20 protein-coding genes are annotated in these 18,073 nt (G+C 63.7%); 13 read left to right on the top strand and 7 right to left on the bottom strand.

Annotation, left to right across the window (positions count from 1 at the left end):
• Nucleotides 1-3 precede the first annotated feature (3 nt).
• The 4 genes from JHW40_RS03580 to rph all read right to left on the bottom strand — a co-directional run bounded on the left by JHW40_RS03580 (nucleotide 4) and on the right by rph (nucleotide 2,934).
• Nucleotides 4-357 carry a YbaN family protein gene (locus JHW40_RS03580; RefSeq protein ID WP_090611165.1) on the bottom strand — a complete coding sequence of 118 codons (354 nt, stop codon included), beginning with the start codon at nucleotides 355-357 and terminating at the stop codon, nucleotides 4-6.
• Nucleotides 358-361: 4 nt separating this feature from the next.
• Nucleotides 362-1,549, bottom strand: a complete 1,188-nt coding sequence (hemW, locus tag JHW40_RS03575) for a radical SAM family heme chaperone HemW (RefSeq protein ID WP_090611166.1) — start codon at nucleotides 1,547-1,549, stop codon at nucleotides 362-364.
• A 66-nt stretch (nucleotides 1,550-1,615) separates the two neighbouring features.
• Complete coding sequence (gene rdgB, locus JHW40_RS03570) at nucleotides 1,616-2,224, bottom strand: RdgB/HAM1 family non-canonical purine NTP pyrophosphatase (RefSeq protein WP_090611167.1); 609 nt, start codon at nucleotides 2,222-2,224, stop codon at nucleotides 1,616-1,618.
• Nucleotides 2,221-2,934: a ribonuclease PH gene (gene rph, locus JHW40_RS03565; RefSeq protein WP_090611168.1), complete on the bottom strand. Its 714-nt coding sequence runs from the start codon at nucleotides 2,932-2,934 to the stop codon at nucleotides 2,221-2,223. Before rph ends, rdgB begins: the two co-directional genes overlap by 4 nt.
• 72 nt (nucleotides 2,935-3,006) lie before the next feature.
• Between rph and hrcA the strand changes: the two genes are divergently transcribed.
• The 12 genes from hrcA (at nucleotide 3,007) to glf (ending at nucleotide 14,290) form a co-directional block, all read left to right on the top strand.
• A complete protein-coding gene (gene hrcA, locus JHW40_RS03560; protein ID WP_090611169.1) occupies nucleotides 3,007-4,062 on the top strand; it encodes a heat-inducible transcriptional repressor HrcA in 1,056 nt (351 codons plus the stop codon).
• A gap of 6 nt (nucleotides 4,063-4,068) precedes the next feature.
• The gene (locus JHW40_RS03555) at nucleotides 4,069-4,599 is read left to right on the top strand and encodes a nucleotide exchange factor GrpE (RefSeq protein ID WP_090611170.1); all 531 of its coding nucleotides are present in this window, start codon (nucleotides 4,069-4,071) and stop codon (nucleotides 4,597-4,599) included.
• 113 nt (nucleotides 4,600-4,712) lie between these two features.
• Nucleotides 4,713-5,297, top strand: coding sequence for an S-(hydroxymethyl)glutathione synthase (gene gfa / locus JHW40_RS03550; protein WP_090611171.1), 585 nt, complete (start codon nucleotides 4,713-4,715; stop codon nucleotides 5,295-5,297).
• Nucleotides 5,298-5,399: 102 nt separating this feature from the next.
• Entirely contained in the window at nucleotides 5,400-6,527 is a 1,128-nt protein-coding gene (locus JHW40_RS03545) for an S-(hydroxymethyl)glutathione dehydrogenase/class III alcohol dehydrogenase (protein WP_090611172.1), read from the top strand.
• Nucleotides 6,528-6,603: 76 nt separating this feature from the next.
• Nucleotides 6,604-7,233, top strand: coding sequence for an ATP-dependent Clp protease proteolytic subunit (locus tag JHW40_RS03540; protein ID WP_090611173.1), 630 nt, complete (start codon nucleotides 6,604-6,606; stop codon nucleotides 7,231-7,233).
• 201 nt (nucleotides 7,234-7,434) lie between these two features.
• The gene (gene fghA, locus JHW40_RS03535; protein WP_090611174.1) at nucleotides 7,435-8,274 is read left to right on the top strand and encodes an S-formylglutathione hydrolase; all 840 of its coding nucleotides are present in this window, start codon (nucleotides 7,435-7,437) and stop codon (nucleotides 8,272-8,274) included.
• Nucleotides 8,275-8,397: 123 nt separating this feature from the next.
• Complete coding sequence (locus JHW40_RS03530; protein WP_090611207.1) at nucleotides 8,398-9,006, top strand: LolA family protein; 609 nt, start codon at nucleotides 8,398-8,400, stop codon at nucleotides 9,004-9,006.
• Between the two features lie 129 nt (nucleotides 9,007-9,135).
• A complete protein-coding gene (locus JHW40_RS03525) occupies nucleotides 9,136-10,377 on the top strand; it encodes an MFS transporter (protein ID WP_090611175.1) in 1,242 nt (413 codons plus the stop codon).
• A gap of 71 nt (nucleotides 10,378-10,448) precedes the next feature.
• Nucleotides 10,449-11,216, top strand: coding sequence for a 5'-nucleotidase, lipoprotein e(P4) family (locus JHW40_RS03520; protein ID WP_090611176.1), 768 nt, complete (start codon nucleotides 10,449-10,451; stop codon nucleotides 11,214-11,216).
• A 64-nt stretch (nucleotides 11,217-11,280) separates the two neighbouring features.
• Nucleotides 11,281-11,979, top strand: coding sequence for a 5'-nucleotidase, lipoprotein e(P4) family (locus tag JHW40_RS03515; RefSeq protein ID WP_170851768.1), 699 nt, complete (start codon nucleotides 11,281-11,283; stop codon nucleotides 11,977-11,979).
• 104 nt (nucleotides 11,980-12,083) lie between these two features.
• A complete protein-coding gene (locus JHW40_RS03510) occupies nucleotides 12,084-13,034 on the top strand; it encodes a glycosyltransferase (protein WP_272849059.1) in 951 nt (316 codons plus the stop codon).
• Between the two features lie 110 nt (nucleotides 13,035-13,144).
• Nucleotides 13,145-14,290 (top strand): UDP-galactopyranose mutase, encoded by a 1,146-nt coding sequence (gene glf / locus JHW40_RS03505; RefSeq protein WP_090611208.1) that lies wholly within the window; start codon nucleotides 13,145-13,147, stop codon nucleotides 14,288-14,290.
• A gap of 16 nt (nucleotides 14,291-14,306) precedes the next feature.
• Here glf and JHW40_RS03500 read toward each other — a convergent pair whose 3' ends face one another.
• Complete coding sequence (locus JHW40_RS03500) at nucleotides 14,307-15,542, bottom strand: UbiH/UbiF/VisC/COQ6 family ubiquinone biosynthesis hydroxylase (RefSeq protein WP_090611209.1); 1,236 nt, start codon at nucleotides 15,540-15,542, stop codon at nucleotides 14,307-14,309.
• Nucleotides 15,543-15,653: 111 nt separating this feature from the next.
• On the opposite strand from JHW40_RS03500, the gene JHW40_RS03495 reads away from it, so the two are divergent.
• Complete coding sequence (locus JHW40_RS03495; RefSeq protein WP_244519136.1) at nucleotides 15,654-16,157, top strand: L,D-transpeptidase family protein; 504 nt, start codon at nucleotides 15,654-15,656, stop codon at nucleotides 16,155-16,157.
• Here the strand turns inward: JHW40_RS03495 and JHW40_RS03490 are convergent.
• On the bottom strand, nucleotides 16,148-16,801 hold the full coding sequence (locus JHW40_RS03490) for a YggS family pyridoxal phosphate-dependent enzyme (RefSeq protein WP_090611211.1): 654 nt from the start codon (nucleotides 16,799-16,801) through the stop codon (nucleotides 16,148-16,150). The two genes, JHW40_RS03495 and JHW40_RS03490, sit on opposite strands and share 10 nt — an antisense overlap.
• Before the next feature lie 68 nt (nucleotides 16,802-16,869).
• Entirely contained in the window at nucleotides 16,870-17,865 is a 996-nt protein-coding gene (locus JHW40_RS03485) for a porin (protein WP_170851769.1), read from the bottom strand.
• Nucleotides 17,866-18,073 lie beyond the last annotated feature (208 nt).

Raw genomic sequence — 18,073 nt, 5'->3', positions numbered from 1 at the left:
CGTTCAGCTTTCCGGTCGGGTGACAATGAAAACGGCGACCGCGGTGCAGATTCCGCTTTGAATCGCGATCAACCACAGGGGCAGCGCCAGCCACAGCGCGATTGCGACACCCAGCGTCATGGCGGAAACCGCCCAGATCTTCGCAACCCGGCTGACCACGCCCTTATCCTGCCATGCGCGAACCTGCGGGCCATAGGTTGGGTTGTCCAGAATACGTTGCCGCAATTCAGGCGATGAGCGGGCAAAGGCCCACGCGGCAACCAGCAGGAAGGGCACGGTCGGTAAAACCGGCAGAAACGCCCCGATAATTCCCAAAGCCAGCGCGATACTGCCGATGATGGCCCAGAGGATACGCATCAGATCACGCCGCCAGCTCTCTCAGGATGGCGTTCAGCAGCGGGCGGCCTTGCGTGGTCGCGCAGATCCGCCCATCGCGATGCAAAATCATTCCAAGTTCTTGTAAAGACTCGATAATATTCTCATTCAGCGGAGATCCGGCCAGCTGTTCATAGCGGTGCTGGTCCAGCCCCTCGGACAGGCGCATGGCCATCAGCAGATATTCGGTTGCGATCTCGGATCGGGGCAGCAATTCGCGCAGCGATTCGCCGCTGTGGTTCTGCTCGACCTGCTCCAGCCATTTGCCGGGGGCGCGATATGCCTCGGTCGCGAAGCGCGCCCGGGGCAGGGTGATGCGACCATGCGCGCCGGGTCCGACAGCCGCCCAATCGCCCTGACGCCAATAGACAAGGTTGTGACGGCTTTCGCGGCCCGGCGGGGCGTGGTTGGAAATCTCATAGCCTGACATGCCGAATTCCGCACAAATATCTTGCGTTTCCAGATACATGTCCGCCGATACGTCATCATCCGGAAGATCGCGCAGTTTCCCCGCGGCGGCGCGGGCGCCAAAGGCGGTACCGGGCTCGATGGTCAGTTGATACAGCGACAGATGATCGACGGCCATGTTCAGCGCCTCGCGCAATTCGCTGCGCCATGCGTCGATGCCTTGCCCCTGCCGGGCATAGATCAGATCGAAACTGACCCGATGAAAACTGGCACGGGCCACGTCGAAGGCCGCGCGGGCCTCGGCCACCGAATGCAACCGCCCGAGACGGCGCAAATCATCGTCGTTCAGCGCCTGAATGCCCATCGACAGGCGGTTCACCCCGGCCTGCGCATAGTCATGAAAGCGGCCCTTCTCGACGCTGGTGGGGTTGGCCTCCAGCGTGATCTCGATATCGTTGGCAAAGCCCCAGGCGGCCCGTGCGGCGCGCAGCACCTGATCCACGGTGTCGGGGGCCATCAGCGAGGGCGTACCGCCGCCAAAGAAGATGCTGCCAAGCGTACGCCCCGGCAGTTCACGGCCCAGCCGGGCGATCTCGGCCACCAGTGCGGCCGCCCAACGGCGTTGATCGACGGCGGGGACGACATGGCTGTTGAAATCGCAATAGGGGCATTTCGCGGCGCAGAAGGGCCAATGCACATAGAGACCGAAGCCGCCATGCCGCCAGTCCTCTGCAATGTCATAGCGGATTGAATCTTCGACAATCATGCGGGCGCCACCAGTGAAAACCCGGCCATCGAGGCCGGGTCCTGAAGGATAAAGATGTGCGCGGCGTCAGGCAAAACAACCCTTGATCAGTTTCCGGGCAGCGATGGCGCGATGGCTGAGGCTGTTTTTCATCTGCGCCGACATCTCGCCCAGGGTCACATCATGGCCGTCGGGCATGAAGATCGGGTCATAACCATGCCCCTCGGCCCCGCGTGGCGGCCAGACGACCTGACCGGGCAGCACGCCCTCGAACACCTCGTCATGGCTGTCAGGCCACATCAGGACCAGCGTGCAGCGGAATTGCGCCTTGCGGGGGGCAGGGGCGCCTTTGGCCTCCAGCTCGTCCCATGTGCGCTGCATCGCCATGCCGAAATCGCGGCCATTGCCGGTCTCGGCCCAGTCGGCGGTATAGACGCCGGGCGCGCCGTCCAGCGCATCGACGCTGATGCCGCTGTCATCGGCCAGTGCGGGCAGGCCGGTGGCGGTCACCGCCGCCCGGGCCTTGATGCGGGCATTGCCGACGAAATTGTCCTCGGTCTCGACGGGTTCGGCCAGCCCGGCCTCTGCCGCGCCGACGACCTCGACCCCGTAAGGCGCCAGCAGGGCGCGCATCTCGGACAGCTTGCCCGCGTTATGCGTTGCCACCAGCAGGCGCTTTTCGGTAAAACGCCTCATGCCACGGCGGCCTTCTGGGCGGCGACCAACTGCGTCATGCCTGCCTCGGCCAGATCCAGCAACTGGCCCATCTCGTCACGAGAGAAGGTCGCGCCTTCTGCCGACATCTGCACCTCGATCAGCTTGCCCGCGCCGGTCAGGACGAAATTGCCGTCAGTGCCGGCCTCGCTGTCCTCGGCATAGTCCAGATCCAGCACCGGCTGGCCGGCATAGATGCCGCAGCTGACCGCTGCCACATGGTCGATGATCGGATCGCTGACGATGGCGCCCGCCTTCAGCAGTTTGTTCACCGCCAGACGCAGCGCCACCCAGCCGCCGGTGATCGAGGCGCAGCGGGTGCCGCCATCGGCCTGGATCACGTCGCAGTCGATGGTGATCTGGCGTTCGCCCAAAGCCACCCGATCAACGCCCGCGCGCAGGCTGCGGCCGATCAGGCGCTGGATTTCCTGCGTGCGGCCCGATTGCTTGCCCGAGGCGGCCTCGCGGCGGTTGCGGGTATTGGTCGCGCGTGGCAGCATGCCGTATTCGGCGGTCACCCAGCCCAGCCCGGTGCCCTTCAGAAAGCGCGGCGGGTTTTCCTCGATGGTGGCGCTGCACAGCACATGGGTGTTGCCGCAACGGATCAGGCAAGAGCCCTCTGCGTGCCCCATCACCCCGGTTTCGATTGAAATCGGGCGCATATCGCTTAAATTCCTGCCTGAAGGGCGCATGAGAAGTCCTTTTCACTGAAGAATGGCTGCCCAATACAGGGCCGTCACCCCAAGGCGCAACCCCCGAGGAAAATGAGCCAGGAATCGCTGCTGTCAGAACTGAACGACCGCTCTCGCGAGGTTTTCCGCCGCGTGGTCGAGACCTATCTGGAAACCGGCGAGCCGGTCGGTTCCCGGACGCTGACCCGGGCGCTGTCGGAACAGCTGAGCGCGGCCACCGTGCGCAATGTCATGCAGGATCTGGAACTTCTGGGCCTGCTGGACAGTCCGCATGTCTCGGCCGGGCGGTTGCCGTCGCAGCGTGGGCTGCGGCTGTTCGTGGACGGGATGATGGAAATCGATTCGGTCACCCAGAACGACCGCGAGATGATCGACCAGACCATCGGCAATGACAGCCGCGATACCGGCGCGCTGCTGGACCGGATCAGCACCGCGCTGAGTTCGATCACGCATGGCGCCTCGCTGGTGTTGATGCCCAAGCACGAGGCGCCGGTGCGCCATATCGAATTCGTCAGCCTGGCCTATGACCGGGCGCTGGTGGTGCTGGTCTTTGCCGATGGCCATGTCGAGAACCGGCTGTTCACGCCGCCGCCGGGCCAGACGCCGTCATCGATGCGCGAGGCGGGGAATTTCCTCAACGCCATGGCCGAAGGCCGCACCCTGTCGGAATTACGCGGCCATATCGCCCGTGAAATCGCCGCGCGGCGGTCGGAACTGGACGCGCTGGCCGCCGATCTGGTCGAATCCGGTCTGGCGCTGTGGGACAACGGGCAGACCGATCCGCGGCTGATCGTGCGCGGCCGCTCGAACCTGCTGGACAGTGAGGCCGCCGATCTGGACCGCATCCGAGTGTTGTTCGACGATCTGGAACGCAAGCGCGACATCGTCGAATTTCTGGAGCTGGCCGAGCAGGGCGAGGGGGTGCGGATCTTTATTGGCTCTGAAAACAAGCTTTTTTCACTTTCGGGTTCCGCTTTGGTCGTTTCACCCTATATGAATGCCGACCGGAAGATTGTCGGCGCGGTTGGCGTCATCGGTCCGACGCGCCTGAACTATGGGCGGATCGTGCCGATTGTCGATTATACCGCGCAACTGGTCGGGCGGGTGCTGTCCGGCCGGAAAGGATGAGTGGAAATGAACGAGCAGAACGAACAGCCGATCGAGGATATCCTGGATGACCCGCTGGCCGAGCCGACGGACGAGATCGTCCGGCTGGCCGCCGAACGCGACGAATTTCGCGACAAGTTCATGCGCGCGCTGGCTGACGCCGAAAACTCGCGCAAGCGGGCCGAAAAGGACCGTCGCGATGCCGAACAATATGGCGGCTCGCGGCTGGCCCGCGATCTGTTGCCGGTCCATGATGCGCTGACCCGCGCGCTGGATGTGGCGGGCGATGAACAGCGTGCTGCTGCCGCCGCGCTGATCGAAGGCGTCGAACTGACGCTGAGAGAGCTGTCGAACGTCTTTGGCAAGCATGGGATCACCATCATCAAGCCTCAGCCCGGCGACCGATTCGATCCGCAGATTCACGAAGCCATGTTCGAGGCCGCCGTCCCCGGCACCAATGCCGGAGAGATCATTCAGGTCATGGAAAACGGCTTCAGCCTGCATGAGCGGCTTTTGCGGCCTGCAAAGGTCGGTGTTTCCTCCACTCCGGCGGCCTGATCCGCCCGTTGCGCCCCGCTGAAGGTCGCGGGGCGCTACAACCTTCCTCTGACTTGTTGATTCGGCGCCAGCGCGCGACCCTGACAGCGTTCGGTCTATCGGAGGAAGGGACCATGTCGAATACTGAGGGGGTGAAAATTCACCCCGCCGTGGATAACGGCATCAAAGCGGGTAACCCCAATTTCAACGGCGGCGTTCTGACCTGTCATTGCGCCTCGAACCCGGTCAAGGTTCGGGTCGGCGCCCAGACGGCGCATAACCACGTCTGCGGCTGCACCAAATGCTGGAAGCCTTCGGGCGCGATTTTCAGTCAGGTTGCCGTCGTGTCACGCGATTCGGTCGAGGTCGTCGAAAACGGCGACAAGCTGGATATCGTGAACCGGGACGCCCCCATTCAACGCCATGCCTGCCGCGATTGCGGCGTGCATATGTATGGCCGCATCGAAAACAAGGACCATCCGTTCTATGGTCTGGATTTCGTGCATACCGAACTGTCGTCGGATGACGGCTGGTCGGCGCCGGAATTCGCGGCATTCGTCAGCTCGATCATCGAATCGGGTGTCGATCCGTCGCGTATGGATGGCATCCGGTCGCGTCTGCGCGAGCTGGGGCTGGAGCCCTATGATGCGCTGTCGCCACCGCTGATGGATGCGATTGCGACCCATGTGGCGAAACAGTCCGGCGCGCTGGCAGCCTGAGGGCTTTGTCCGGCTGCACGTGGCGATAAAACAAAACGGCGGGCCGCACTGGCCCGACCGTGCATTCTTACGGAAGCTCTTCGCAAAGACAGGAGATTAACGATGAAAACCCGCGCCGCCGTGGCCCTTGAGGCCGGCAAACCGCTGGAAGTCATGGAGGTCAATCTTGAAGGCCCCAAGGCCGGCGAGGTGATGGTCGAAATCAAAGCCACCGGCATCTGCCACACGGACGAATTCACCCGTTCGGGCGCGGACCCGGAAGGCATCTTTCCGGCCATTCTGGGCCATGAAGGCGCCGGTATCGTGGTCGAGGTCGGCCCGGGCGTCACCTCGGTCAAGCCGGGCGACCATGTCATTCCGCTCTATACCCCCGAATGCCGCGAATGCGCGTCCTGCCTGTCGGGCAAGACCAACCTCTGCACCCGGATCCGCGCCACGCAGGGTCAGGGCCTGATGCCCGATGGCACCTCGCGCTTTTCGCTGCCCGACGGCACGCCGATCCATCACTATATGGGTTGCTCGACCTTCTCGAACTTCACCGTGCTGCCGGAAATCGCCGTGGCAAAGGTTCGTGAGGACGCGCCTTTTGACAAGATCTGCTATATCGGTTGCGGCGTGACCACCGGTATCGGTGCCGTCATCAACACCGCCAAGGTGGAAATCGGCGCCAAGGCCGTCGTTTTCGGTCTGGGTGGCATCGGGCTGAACGTCATTCAGGGCCTGCGTCTGGCCGGTGCCGACATGATTATCGGCGTCGATCTGAACGACGACAAGAAAGAGATGGCCGAGCGTTTCGGCATGACCCATTTCGTCAACCCGAAGAATGTCGAAAATGTCGTGCAGGAAATCGTCGAGATGACGAAAACCCCGTTCGACCAGATCGGCGGCGCGGATTACAGCTTTGACGCGACCGGCAGCACCAAGGTTATGCGCGACGCGCTGGAATGTACGCATCGCGGCTGGGGCCAGTCGGTCATCATCGGCGTGGCGGCGGCAGGGGCCGAAATCAGCACCCGTCCGTTCCAGCTGGTCACCGGCCGGGTCTGGAAAGGCACCGCCTTTGGTGGCGCCCGTGGCCGGACCGATGTGCCGAAGATCGTTGACTGGTACATGGAGGGCAAGATCGAGATCGACCCGATGATCACCCACACCATGGGGCTGGATGACATCAACAAGGGCTTCGATCTGATGCATTCGGGCGAATCGATCCGCTCGGTCGTCCTTTACTGATCCTTCATGGCTGCTTAGTTAAAAGACGGCGGGGCCAATGGCCTCGCCGTCGCCATGAAAACGAAGGAGAGCAGGCATGCGCCATCACTGGCTGGACGATGAGGATGACGACGACGATGATCGCCGTCAGGGCGACAAGGATGGCGGACTGGGCCTTCCCGAAGGCGACAAGATCGGCAAGCTGTATTTCAAGTCGCGCACGGTGATCGTCGCCGGGCCGATCAATGACAAGCTGGCGCAGCGCACCGTGGCGCATCTGCTGGCGCTGGCCGAAGACAGCGACGATCCGATCAACATGCTGATTTCCTCGCCCGGCGGGCATGTGGAATCGGGTGACATGATCCATGACGTGATCAAGTTCATCCGCCCGACCGTGCGCACCATCGGCTCGGGCTGGGTGGCCAGCGCGGGGGCGCTGATCTTTGTCGGCGCGGACAAGGAAAACCGTTTCTGCCTGCCCAATACGCGCTTTCTGATCCACCAGCCCTCGGGCGGGATCGGCGGCACCTCGTCGGACATGATGATCCAGGCCGAGCAGGTGCGCCTGATGCGCGACCGACTGAACCAGATCTTTGCCGAGGCCACCGGCCAGCCGATCGAGCGGATCGAGAAGGACACCCAGCGCGATTTCTGGCTGAACACGCAAGAGGCGCTGGATTACGGCCTGCTGGGCAAGGTCATCCGTTCCGCGGATGAACTGAAGTAAGGGCGGGCGGGGTGATCCTTCGCCCCGCAGCCCCGGCCATTCACCGCCATCGCCGTCACCAGGGGCGGCGATGCCGTCCATTTGTGGCAGAAAGCCGGATTAGCCATTGCCGCTGGCCTGCCCGCCGCCTTTGATCGCCCCGACGACCGGCCCCATCCGCGTGCCGTTCATGTTTGCCGATCTGACCAAGGGAGAATCCCAATGACCCAGAGCTTTGAAACCATTTCCGAAAATCGCAGCTTCGGTGGCACGCAAGGCGTCTATCGCCACAAGTCGCAGGCGACCGGGACCGACATGACCTTCGCCGTTTACCTGCCCGAGGCCGCGCAGCATGGCCGGGTGCCGGTGCTGTGGTATCTGTCGGGTCTGACCTGCACCCATGAAAACGCCATGACCAAGGCCGCCGCGCAGGAATGGTGCGCCGAAACCGGGCTGGCGATCATCTTTCCCGATACTTCGCCGCGCGGCGACGATGTCGCCGATGACGAGGCTTATGATCTGGGCAAGGGCGCGGGCTTCTATGTCAACGCCACGCAGGATCCGTGGAAGCCGCATTACCAGATGTGGCAATATATCGTTCACGAACTGCCCGAACTGGTCAGCGACAATTTCGCCATCGACCGCGAGGCGATGGGCATCTCCGGTCATTCGATGGGCGGTCACGGCGCGCTGACCATCGCCATGACCCACCCCGAGCGTTACCGGTCGGTCTCGGCCTTTTCGCCCATTGCCAACCCGACCGAATCGGACTGGGGGCGCAAGCAGCTGGGCGCCTATCTGGGCGATGACCGCGAGGCATGGAAGGCGCATGATTCGACCCTGCTGATGCGCGAGCGCGGCTATCCCGGCGAAATCCTGATCGATCAGGGCAGCAGCGACCAGTTTCTGGACCTGCTGAAACCCGAGGCGCTGGCCCATGCCATGATGGAGCGTCGCCAGCCCGGCCAGTTCCGCATGCAGCCGGGCTATGACCACAGCTATTTCTTCGTGCAGTCCTTCATGGGCGACCACGTCATGTGGCATGCCGAGCGTCTGGCCTGACCCATCCCCTGCCGGGCGGCCGACGCGCCGCCCGGAACATTCACTTCACCGAGAGCGTTAACCGGCAAACCGATCTGCGTCTTGTGATGTGCATGATGCGACGAAAGGATTATGATCCGGACCATGAACATTCGCTCTTTCGCCCTTGCGCCCGCCGCCGCCTTCGTTCTTTGCCTCGGCCTTGCCTTTCCGGCGCTGGCCGAGCGTATTCCGCTGAACGAAATATCCCGCTATCTCAACAGCCTCGGCACTGTGACCTCGGCCTTTACGCAGGTGAATCCGGATGGCACCGTCTCGACCGGGACGCTGTATATCCATCGTCCGGGCCGGGTGCGGTTCGAATATGCCAATGACAATACGCTGGTGCTGGCCTCGGGCGGAAATGTGGCGATCTTCGACGGCAAATCCTCGGGCGGGCCGCAGCAATATCCGCTGTCGCAAACGCCGCTGTCAATCATTCTGGCGGCGAATGTGAATCTGGGGCAGGCCAATATGGTCACCGGCCATACGGAAACCGAAAACGCCACCGTGGTCACCGCGCAGGACCCGAAACATCCTGAATATGGCAATATCCAGATGGTGTTCACCCCCGGCCCGACCGAGCTGCGCCAATGGGTCATCACCGATGACAGCGGTCAGAAGACCACGGTCATTCTGGGCGACCTGCAGAAGGTCGGCTCGATGCCCGCGTCGCGTTTCTCGATCACCAACGAGATCGGGCGCCGTAATTGATCGCGCGGATTGACGCTTGCGCGGCGTCCCATCAGCCGCGTTGATGGAACGGATCAACCGAACCGGGCTTGATCTTGGGTCCCGGACTTGGCAAGCCTGCGTGGACTGATCAGCCCGCGCAGGTTTCCCATGTCGTCCCAAGCCAGACTTTTCACGCCGGTCCTTGTCGGCGGCTGTTTGATCCTGCTGATCAACTTTGCCCTGCGGGCCAGTTTCGGCGTCTTTCAGATCCCGATTGCCGATGAGTTCTCATGGCCCCGGGTCGAATTCAGCATGGCGATCGCGATTCAGAACCTGGCCTGGGGCATCGGCCAGCCGATCTTCGGCGCCCTGGCCGAGCGTTGGGGTGACCGTTGGGCGATCATTCTGGGTGCGGCGCTGTATTCCGCCGGCCTGATCCTGACCGCCTTCGCCACCACCCCCGCCACGATGCAGCTGCTGGAGGTGATGGTCGGCTTCGGCATCGCCGGCACCGGCTTTGGCGTCATTCTGGCCGTCGTCGGTCGCGCGGCCAGCGACGAAAACCGCAGCCTTGCGCTGGGGATCGCCACTGCGGCGGGATCGGCAGGGCAGGTCTTTGGCGCGCCCTTTGCCGAGATATTGCTGGCGTTCTACAGCTGGCAATCGGTGTTCATCATTTTTGGCGTGGTGGTTCTGTCCTGTCTGATCTTTCTGCCGATGCTGGGCAGCGGCAAACCCGCCAGCCGGACCGAGCTTGAGGAAAGCATGGGCAGCGTGCTGTCGCGCGCCTTCCGCGACCCGTCTTTCCTGATGATCTTCGTGGGCTTCTTCTCTTGCGGTTATCAGCTGGGCTTCATCACCGCCCATTTCCCCGCCATGATTACCGAGATGTGTGGCCCGATAGATCCCGGCGGCATGCTGGCCGCGCTGGGGATCACGACGACATCGGCGCTGGGGGCCATCGCCATTTCGCTGATCGGGCTGGCCAATATCGCCGGTTCGATCATGGCGGGCTGGCTGGGCAAGCGTTACACCAAGAAATACCTGCTGGCCGGGATCTATACGCTGCGCACACTTGTTTCCGCGGCCTTCATCCTGACGCCGATCACGCCCGGAACGGTGATCCTGTTCTCATTGGTGATGGGGGCGCTGTGGCTGGCGACGGTGCCGCTGACCTCTGGGCTGATCGCCTATATCTATGGGCTGCGCTATATGGGCACGCTGTATGGCTTCGTGTTCCTGTCCCATCAGATCGGGTCGTTTCTGGGCGTCTGGCTGGGCGGCAGCCTCTATGACAGTCAGGGCGATTACATGATGGTCTGGTGGGTCGGCGTCGGCGTCGGCGCGTTCAGCGCGCTGATCCATCTGCCGGTGCGTGAACAGCCCTCGCGCCTGCCCGCTGCGGCCTGAACGCGGTTTGGCTTGCGGCGGATGACATTGGCGTGATCAATAGGGCCTGACCAAAAACAGGGAGCCCGCCAATGACCCGTCACCTTGCCACCTGCCTTCTGGCCGCCACGCTGGCCGCGCCTGCCGCCTTTGCCCAGGACGCCGCGTCCGGGGATGCCTGCCCGGTGGCCGAGTTCACCATGGGCCTGCGTTTCCAGCAGCAATCGGCTGAGATCCGGGCGCTGCAATTGCAGGCCTATAACATCGCCACCGAAAGACTGGATGCCGCCGTTGCCGCAGCCGACGATCCGTCGAAACTGGCCATCGTTACCGATCTTGATGAAACGGTGATCGACAATACCGCCCTGCTGGCGCGCGATCTGGCCAATTGCCACATCTATGACGCATGGGACACCTGGCTTCCGTGGGAACGCGATGGCCAGCCCGTGCTGATCCCCGGCGCGAAAGAGTTTCTGAACCACGCCGACAGTCTGGGGGTGGCGATCCGCTATGTCTCGGACCGCGCGGACGAGCAGAAGGACCACACGCTGGCGACGCTGGCCGATCTGGGCCTGCCGCAGGTCAGCGCGGACACCGTCCTGCTGCTGGGGCCGCCCAAGGTTGAACGGCGAGAGATCGTCAGCGCGGACCATCAGATCATCCTGTTGCTGGGAGACACGCTGCATGATTTCGATGGCCGTTTCCGCAAGACTCCGCTGGAGGATCAGAAGGCAACCGTCGCCGAAGAGGCCGCGAAATGGGGCACCGAATGGATCGTCTTTCCCAATGCCAGCTATGGCGACTGGTCCGATGCGCCGCTGACCGCATGGGATGCCGAAACCGTCATCGAGGAATGGTGATCCATCGCGTTTGACCTTGCCCCGCGCGGGCCCTAGTTTGCAGCCCGCGCGAAGGGGAAATTCCATGACCGACCAGAACAACCGCAATCCGTATGAACATGCGGTCGCGATCCGATATCAGCAACGCTCGGCCGAGGTGGGGGCGTTGCAGCGTCAATGCTATGCGCTGGCGACGCTGCGGCTGCGCGAGGCGGTGCGGGCCAATGGCGGCGGGGCTGGGCTGGCGGTGGTGTCGGATATCGACGAAACCATCCTCGACAATACCGCGATCATGGCCCATGTGATGACCGAGGGCCATGATTTCACCGACTTCACCCATTGGAAACGGTGGGAGCGCGAGGGCGAACCCGCCCTGATCCCGGGGGCCGCGGATTTCTTTGCGCTGGCCGACAGTCTGGACGTGACGGTTTTCTATGTCTCGGATCGTTTCGACGAGAACAAGTTTGCCACCATCGCCACGCTGTCGCGGCTGGGGCTGCCGCAGGTGGTGGCCGATCAGGTGATGCTGTTTGGCCCGCCCAAGGCCGAACGCCGCGCCGCCATCGCCAACCGCTTTCGCATCGTGCTGCAATTGGGCGATACGCTGCATGATTTCGACGGGGCTTTCGCTGGCCAGACGCTGGACGATCAGCACCGGCTGGCCGCCGACCATGCCGGCCGCTTTGGCGAGGACTGGATCGTCTTTCCCAACGCCGCCCACGGCACATGGCTGGAGGCCGATCTGCGCCCGTGGCAACTGCCGCCCCATGCCGAAGGGGCCTGAGGCGCGATGCCGCCCAGAACCCTGGCCGTTCAAAAACCGTTATCGAGGCTGCCGGATGTCGCAAGGGGCACAAGCCACGCACCCGCGAAACGGAAAGGCAGACCATGATCGCAGCCGTCGTCGTCACGCATAATCGCCTGAGCCAGTTGCAGGTCACTGTTGCGCGGCTGCTGGCCGAGCCGGTGGATCATATCTTCGTCTATGACAATGCCTCGGAGGACGGGACCGGCGACTGGTTGGCCGGGCAGGCGGGGCCGCGGCTGTCCTTTCGCCGCAGCGACACCAATCGGGGCGGGGCGGGTGGGTTTGCCCATGCGCTGGCCGAGGTGGTGCAGGGGCTCGATCCCGATTGGCTGCTGGTGATGGATGATGACGGTCGCCCCGCGCCCGGTGCCATTGCCGCATTTCGCAAGATGGACAAGACCGGCTGGGACGCCATCGGCGCGGCGGTATTCACGCCCGCAGGCGAGATCTGCGAAATGAACCGCCCCTATCGCAACCCCTTCTGGCGGGTCAGGGAATTCCTGCACACGCTTGTCGGCAAGGGGCGGCGCGGTTTTCATCTGGCCGATGCCGCCTATCGCCCCGATGCGCCGGTGGTCGAGGTCGATATGTCCTCTTTCGTCGGGCTGTTTCTGTCGCGCCACGCGCTGACGGCTGTGGGCATGCCGGACGAGCGGCTGTTCATCTATGGCGACGATCAGCTTTATACGCTGAACATGCGGCGCAAGGGGCTGCGGATCGGCTTTGCCCCCGGCATCCGCTTCGAGCATGACACCGAGGCCCGGCAGGGCGCCAGCGGGGTGGTGCTGCGGCCACTGTGGAAGGTCTATTTCATGTATCGCAACGCGCTGATCGCCTATCGCGTCGCGGCGGGGCCGTGGTTCTGGCCGCTGGTGCCGGTGCTGCTGGTGAAATGGCACCGCAAGGCGCGCGATTACGGCCCGGATGCGGCCATGTTCCGGCGCCTGCTGCGGCTGGCGATCCGCGACGGGCTGGCGGGGCGGCTGGATCGCAGCCATGCCGAGTTGCGCGAATATGCCGAAAACAGCTAGCGGACGTGTTCTTTTCGCGCATCACCTTGTGCAGAGGGCAGGGCTGGGGCTAGGGTCCGGCGGCGATGGGGGTCCGGCCTGACCGGGCCCGGAACAGCGGGCGGGTGTTGATGAAGTTTCTCTTGGTGGGGGCCGGTCTGTCCGGCGCGGTGATCGGACGCAAGCTGGCCGAGGCGGGGCACGAATGCCGCATCATCGACGCGCGCGATCATATCGGCGGCAACTGCCATACCCGCCGCGACGATGAAACCGGCGTGATGATGCATGTCTATGGCCCGCATATCTTCCACACCGATGACGAGGACGTCTGGGCCTATGTCAACAGCTTTGCCGAATTCCTGCCCTTCCAGAACCGGGTCAAGACCACGGCGCAGGGTGCGGTTTATTCGTTGCCGATCAACCTGCTGACCATCAACCAGTTCTTCGGCAAGACCATGCGCCCCGACGAGGCCCGCGATTTCATCGCCGAACAGGCAGATCACAGCATCACCGACCCGCAAAGCTTCGAAGAGCAGGCGCTGCGTTTCGTTGGCCGCGATCTCTACGAGGCGTTCTTCAAGGGCTATACCGAAAAGCAGTGGGGCTGCTCGCCGCGCGATCTGCCAGCCTCGATCCTGAAGCGGCTGCCGGTGCGCTTCAACTATGACGACAATTACTTCTTTCACCGCTTTCAGGGGATGCCGCGCGACGGCTATACCGCGATGATCGCGGGGATTCTGGATCATCCTGGCATCACTGTCGAACTGAACACGCCCTTCGATCCGCAGATGCGCGACGGCGTGGATCACGTTTTCTGGTCGGGTCCGCTGGACGGGTTCTTTGACTACCGCCTGGGGCGGCTGGGCTATCGCACGCTGGATTTTCAGCGTTTCACCTATGACGGCGATTATCAGGGCTGTGCGGTGATGAATTACGGCGACCGCGAGGTGCCCTATACCCGCATCACCGAGCACAAGCATTTCAGCCCCTGGGAAAGCCACGAATCCAGCGTCTGTTACCGCGAATTCAGCCGCGAGGCAGGCCCCGAGGATATCCCCTATTATCCGATCCGTCTGGTGCAGGAAAAGGCGCTTCTGGAGGATTACATCCTGCTGGCCGAGGCGACCGAGGGCGTGACCTTTGTCGGGCGGCTGGGGACCTATCGCTATCTGGACATGGATGTGACCATCCGCGAGGCGATGGATACCGCCGCGACCTTCCTTGGCTGTCTGGCCGAGGGCAAATCGCCCCGCGCCTTCGTCAAATCCCCGCGTTAAAGCACCGGACCGGCGGTCACAGAGGCTGCCCGCTCAGCAATCGGGGCATCGGATCAAGCGACAGCCCCGCCGCCTGCCGCATGAAGCGGCGGCGCAGCGGCGCGATGGCCGAGACCAGCCCCATGCCCAGACCCCGGCCCGCCGAGATCAGCGCGTTGTCGCTGGCAAACAGCCGGTTCACCGTATCCATCCCCAGCGCAAGACTAGTCGCGTCAAAGCGCCGCCATGTCTGATAGCGTTGCAGCACGTCGATGGCGCCGATATCCTCGCCCCGGCGGCTGGCATCGGTCAGAACCTCGGCCAGCGCGGCCACGTCGCGCAGCCCCAGATTCAGCCCCTGACCGGCGATCGGATGCACACCGTGGGAGGCGTCGCCCACCAGCGCGACACGCGGCGCGGCATAGCGTTCCGCAAGGCTCAGCGACAGCGGATAGGAAAAGCGCGGCCCGGCAAGCTGGATTGCGCCCATAAAATCCCCGAAACGCGGGCGCAGCACGTCGAGGAAACCGTCGTCATCCAGCGCCGCGATGGCGCGGGCATTGGCATGGGTTTCCGACCAGACGATATTGCTGCGATTGCCGGGCAGCGGCAGGATCGCCAGCGGACCCGTCGCCATGAAATACTGATGCGCGATGCCGTCATGCGGCAGATCGTGATCGACCGAGGCGACCAGCGCGGTCTGCCCGTAATCCCAGCCGCGCCGCACGATCCCGGCACGTTCCGCCACGCCCGATCCGCGCCCATCCGCGCCGATCAGCACCCGCGCGGTGATCTGGCTGCCATCCGACAGGGTGGCGGTGATGCCTGCCGCGCCGGGTTCCTGCCCGGTCACCGCGATGCCCGGCAGATGCCGCACCCGGTCCTGCATCGCCGCCAGCAGCGCACCATAAAGGAAACGATCCTCCAGCATCCAGCCGACCGGGCCTTCCTCGATCTCGGCGCTGTCGAAATGCAGAAAGAACGGCCCGGCGCCATCGCCCGCGCGGCCCTGCGATGCCTTTACCTGAAGGATCGGCTGGCTTAGCGGGGCCAGTTCGTCCCACAGGCCAAGGGCCCTCAGCAGCCGGGTCGAGGCCAGCGCCAGCGCATAGGCGCGGCCGTCGAAATCCCTGGCCGCACGGTCATCGGCGGGTCGCGCATCGGCGACGGCGACACTCAGCCCCGCCCCGGCCAGCGCCAGCGCCAGCGTCGGGCCATTCAGCCCGCCCCCCGCGATCAGGACATCCACATCGGTTCTTGTTGGCGCAGTCATGGCCGCGATCATGCACGCGCGCGCGGCAAAGGCAATGCGGTGTTTTCACGGCTGCGACCGGGCGGCGGACATGCGATAAGGTGGCAAGGGCGGCAGGGGAAAGGTGGCGGAATGCGGGCTTTGGCGGGGATGCGGCTGACGCCGACGGGGCTGTTGTTTCTTGGCCGCCGGTTTCCGTGCAGCATCGGCAAGACCGGCATCACCGCCACCAAGCGCGAGGGCGACGGCGCCACCCCGGCGGGTGTCTGGCGGGTGACCGGGCTGTGGTATCGGCCCGACCGGCTGGCGCGTCCCGCGGCATGGGCGCGGGCCATCGGGCCGGACGACCTGTGGTGCGATGCGCCGGGCCATCCAGCCTATAACCACCATGCCCGCGCGCCGCTGGCGGCCAGTCACGAGCGGTTGCGGCGGGCCGACCCGCTTTATGACCTGATCCTGACGACGGACTGGAACTGGCCGGATGCGGAGCCGGGGCGCGGCTCGGCCATCTTTCTGCATCAATGGCGCAGGCCGGGTTACGGGACCGAGGGTTGCATCGCCTTCGCCCGCCGCGACCTGATCTGGATCGCGCGGCGGGCGCGGCCCGGCACCCGGATCATCGTCGATCAGCCGTAATCGCGGGCGCCGAAAATGGCGGAACCCACGCGGATATGGGTCGCGCCCTCGGCGATGGCGGATTCGAAATCGGCGCTCATCCCCATCGAGAGGTTGGGCAGGCCGTTTTCCTGCGCCAGACGGCGCAGCAGGCGGAAATGCGGCACCGGGTCATCGGCTTCGGGCGGGATGCACATCAGCCCCTGCGGGTCCAGCCCCAGATCGCGACAGGATGCCAGAAAGCCCGGCAGCTCATCGGCCAGAACCCCGGCCTTCTGCGGCTCGTCCCCGGTATTGACCTGAATGAACAGATCGGGACTGCGGCCCTGCTCGGCGATCTGCTGGGCCAGCTTCCGGGCCAGAGACATGCGATCCAGCGTATGGATCGCGTCGAACAGCTGCACCGCCTGTTTCGCCTTGTTCGATTGCAGCGGGCCGATCATGTGCAGCTCGACCCCGTTGAAGCGGTCGCGCCATGCGGGCCATTTGCCCTGCGCTTCCTGCACATAGTTTTCGCCAAAGACGCGCTGCCCGGCATCGAGCACGGATTCGACCCGGTCGGGCGGCTGCACCTTGCTGACGGCGATCAGGCGGACCTGTCCGGGCTGCCTGCCTGCGGCGGTCTCGGCGGCGGTGATGCGGGTTTTGATCTGTTCCAGTCCCATGTCGCGACCAAACAAAAAGAAAAGAGCGGGCGCAAGGCCCGCTCTGTCCTTAACCAATGATCCGGGGATCAGAAGTTGAAGCGGACGCCCATGTCGGCGGTCACGCGCTCTTGATAGTCGCGCTGGAGCGAAGCACCCAGACGGGCACCACCCAGATCGTAGTTGACGCCGATACCGAACGCGTTGTCGGTTTCTTTCTGCGTCCAGTCGCCATCGTTGTTGGCGATATAGGCTTCGATGTTGGTCAGGCCGTCCAGCAGGGTGTAGTCACCATACAGGGCGATGGTCTTGCCGAAGTCGCTGACCGTGTTCGGGCCGACGATGCCCGGGATCGAACCCACGTCGCCGTTGTCGATGTAGTTCAGACCGATGCGAGCTTGCTCGGTGATCGCATAACGGGCGCCGACGAAGTAAACGTCGTGATCGTCATAGCCAGCAGCGTTCAGCGAGGCGGCAGCCGACAGTTCCAGAACATCGTTCCAGACGTAGTCAACCGAGAAGCTGATCTCTTCCTTGTGGAACGCTTCGAGCGCGCCGGTTTGATCCGGGTCGACATAGGACGCCTGAACGGTCAGGTTGTCGATCTCATAGAGAGCGCGAACGCCGACGCGGTTGACGTTGCCGTATTTCGACGATTCGTAGGCGAAGAACCCACCGAGGGCGTTGCCGCCGACCGAACGGTCGAATGCGCCAAGCTCGGTCGCGTAGATCAGGCCGTTGGTGTCCATCGCGGTATCGACGTTACCGACCTCGACGGTCAGGCCTTGGCTGGTCACGTAGAGTTTGCCGGCGTTGGTCGTGCCGCCATCGCCGCGCGAACCGTTGTTCTGGTCCCACTGCAGACGGAAGCGGGCACCGAAGTCAACGCCCTGATCGGTCGAGGTCGCGGCGTCGATGTTCATCCGCAGACGCGAAATGACCTGCGAATTGTTGAAACCGCCGGTCTGAACACCGTCTTCGTAATAGATCACACCGGTGCGGCCATAGCCCGAGATGGTCACGTCAGCGGCGGCGACGCCGGCCGACAGCACCAGGGCGGTCGTGGCGAAAAGAGCCTTTTTCATGGTCGTTTTCCCTCTTGTCTCTCTCTCATGCCCAGAACGGATCGCCGCTTTGGGTATATTCAGGTATTTCGCCCTTTCGACCCCATGATGCAACGGAATCACTGCCTGCCTGATTTCTTTAGCCATTTCTGTGATGCACATGGGCCACACATTTAATTGACCAATGGTTGCGGCTTGCCGCCGGGACAGCGGTGCGGCACCGGCGGGG

Source organism: Paracoccus alcaliphilus (assembly GCF_028553725.1).
Classification (GTDB): domain Bacteria; phylum Pseudomonadota; class Alphaproteobacteria; order Rhodobacterales; family Rhodobacteraceae; genus Paracoccus; species Paracoccus alcaliphilus.
This window is presented reverse-complemented; position numbering and strand designations above follow the sequence as displayed.

Excerpts from the sequence above, each read along its gene's own strand:
- JHW40_RS03580 (WP_090611165.1), bottom strand. The coding sequence starts at position 357 with ATGCGTATCCTCTGGGCCATCATCGGCAGTATCGCGCTGGCTTTGGGA.
- hemW (WP_090611166.1), bottom strand. The coding sequence starts at position 1,549 with ATGATTGTCGAAGATTCAATCCGCTATGACATTGCAGAGGACTGGCGG.
- rdgB (WP_090611167.1), bottom strand. The coding sequence starts at position 2,224 with ATGAGGCGTTTTACCGAAAAGCGCCTGCTGGTGGCAACGCATAACGCG.
- rph (WP_090611168.1), bottom strand. The coding sequence starts at position 2,934 with ATGCGCCCTTCAGGCAGGAATTTAAGCGATATGCGCCCGATTTCAATC.
- hrcA (WP_090611169.1), top strand. The coding sequence starts at position 3,007 with ATGAGCCAGGAATCGCTGCTGTCAGAACTGAACGACCGCTCTCGCGAG.
- JHW40_RS03555 (WP_090611170.1), top strand. The coding sequence starts at position 4,069 with ATGAACGAGCAGAACGAACAGCCGATCGAGGATATCCTGGATGACCCG.
- gfa (WP_090611171.1), top strand. The coding sequence starts at position 4,713 with ATGTCGAATACTGAGGGGGTGAAAATTCACCCCGCCGTGGATAACGGC.
- JHW40_RS03545 (WP_090611172.1), top strand. The coding sequence starts at position 5,400 with ATGAAAACCCGCGCCGCCGTGGCCCTTGAGGCCGGCAAACCGCTGGAA.
- JHW40_RS03540 (WP_090611173.1), top strand. The coding sequence starts at position 6,604 with ATGCGCCATCACTGGCTGGACGATGAGGATGACGACGACGATGATCGC.
- fghA (WP_090611174.1), top strand. The coding sequence starts at position 7,435 with ATGACCCAGAGCTTTGAAACCATTTCCGAAAATCGCAGCTTCGGTGGC.
- JHW40_RS03530 (WP_090611207.1), top strand. The coding sequence starts at position 8,398 with ATGAACATTCGCTCTTTCGCCCTTGCGCCCGCCGCCGCCTTCGTTCTT.
- JHW40_RS03525 (WP_090611175.1), top strand. The coding sequence starts at position 9,136 with ATGTCGTCCCAAGCCAGACTTTTCACGCCGGTCCTTGTCGGCGGCTGT.
- JHW40_RS03520 (WP_090611176.1), top strand. The coding sequence starts at position 10,449 with ATGACCCGTCACCTTGCCACCTGCCTTCTGGCCGCCACGCTGGCCGCG.
- JHW40_RS03515 (WP_170851768.1), top strand. The coding sequence starts at position 11,281 with ATGACCGACCAGAACAACCGCAATCCGTATGAACATGCGGTCGCGATC.
- JHW40_RS03510 (WP_272849059.1), top strand. The coding sequence starts at position 12,084 with ATGATCGCAGCCGTCGTCGTCACGCATAATCGCCTGAGCCAGTTGCAG.
- glf (WP_090611208.1), top strand. The coding sequence starts at position 13,145 with ATGAAGTTTCTCTTGGTGGGGGCCGGTCTGTCCGGCGCGGTGATCGGA.
- JHW40_RS03500 (WP_090611209.1), bottom strand. The coding sequence starts at position 15,542 with ATGACTGCGCCAACAAGAACCGATGTGGATGTCCTGATCGCGGGGGGC.
- JHW40_RS03495 (WP_244519136.1), top strand. The coding sequence starts at position 15,654 with ATGCGGGCTTTGGCGGGGATGCGGCTGACGCCGACGGGGCTGTTGTTT.
- JHW40_RS03490 (WP_090611211.1), bottom strand. The coding sequence starts at position 16,801 with ATGGGACTGGAACAGATCAAAACCCGCATCACCGCCGCCGAGACCGCC.
- JHW40_RS03485 (WP_170851769.1), bottom strand. The coding sequence starts at position 17,865 with ATGAAAAAGGCTCTTTTCGCCACGACCGCCCTGGTGCTGTCGGCCGGC.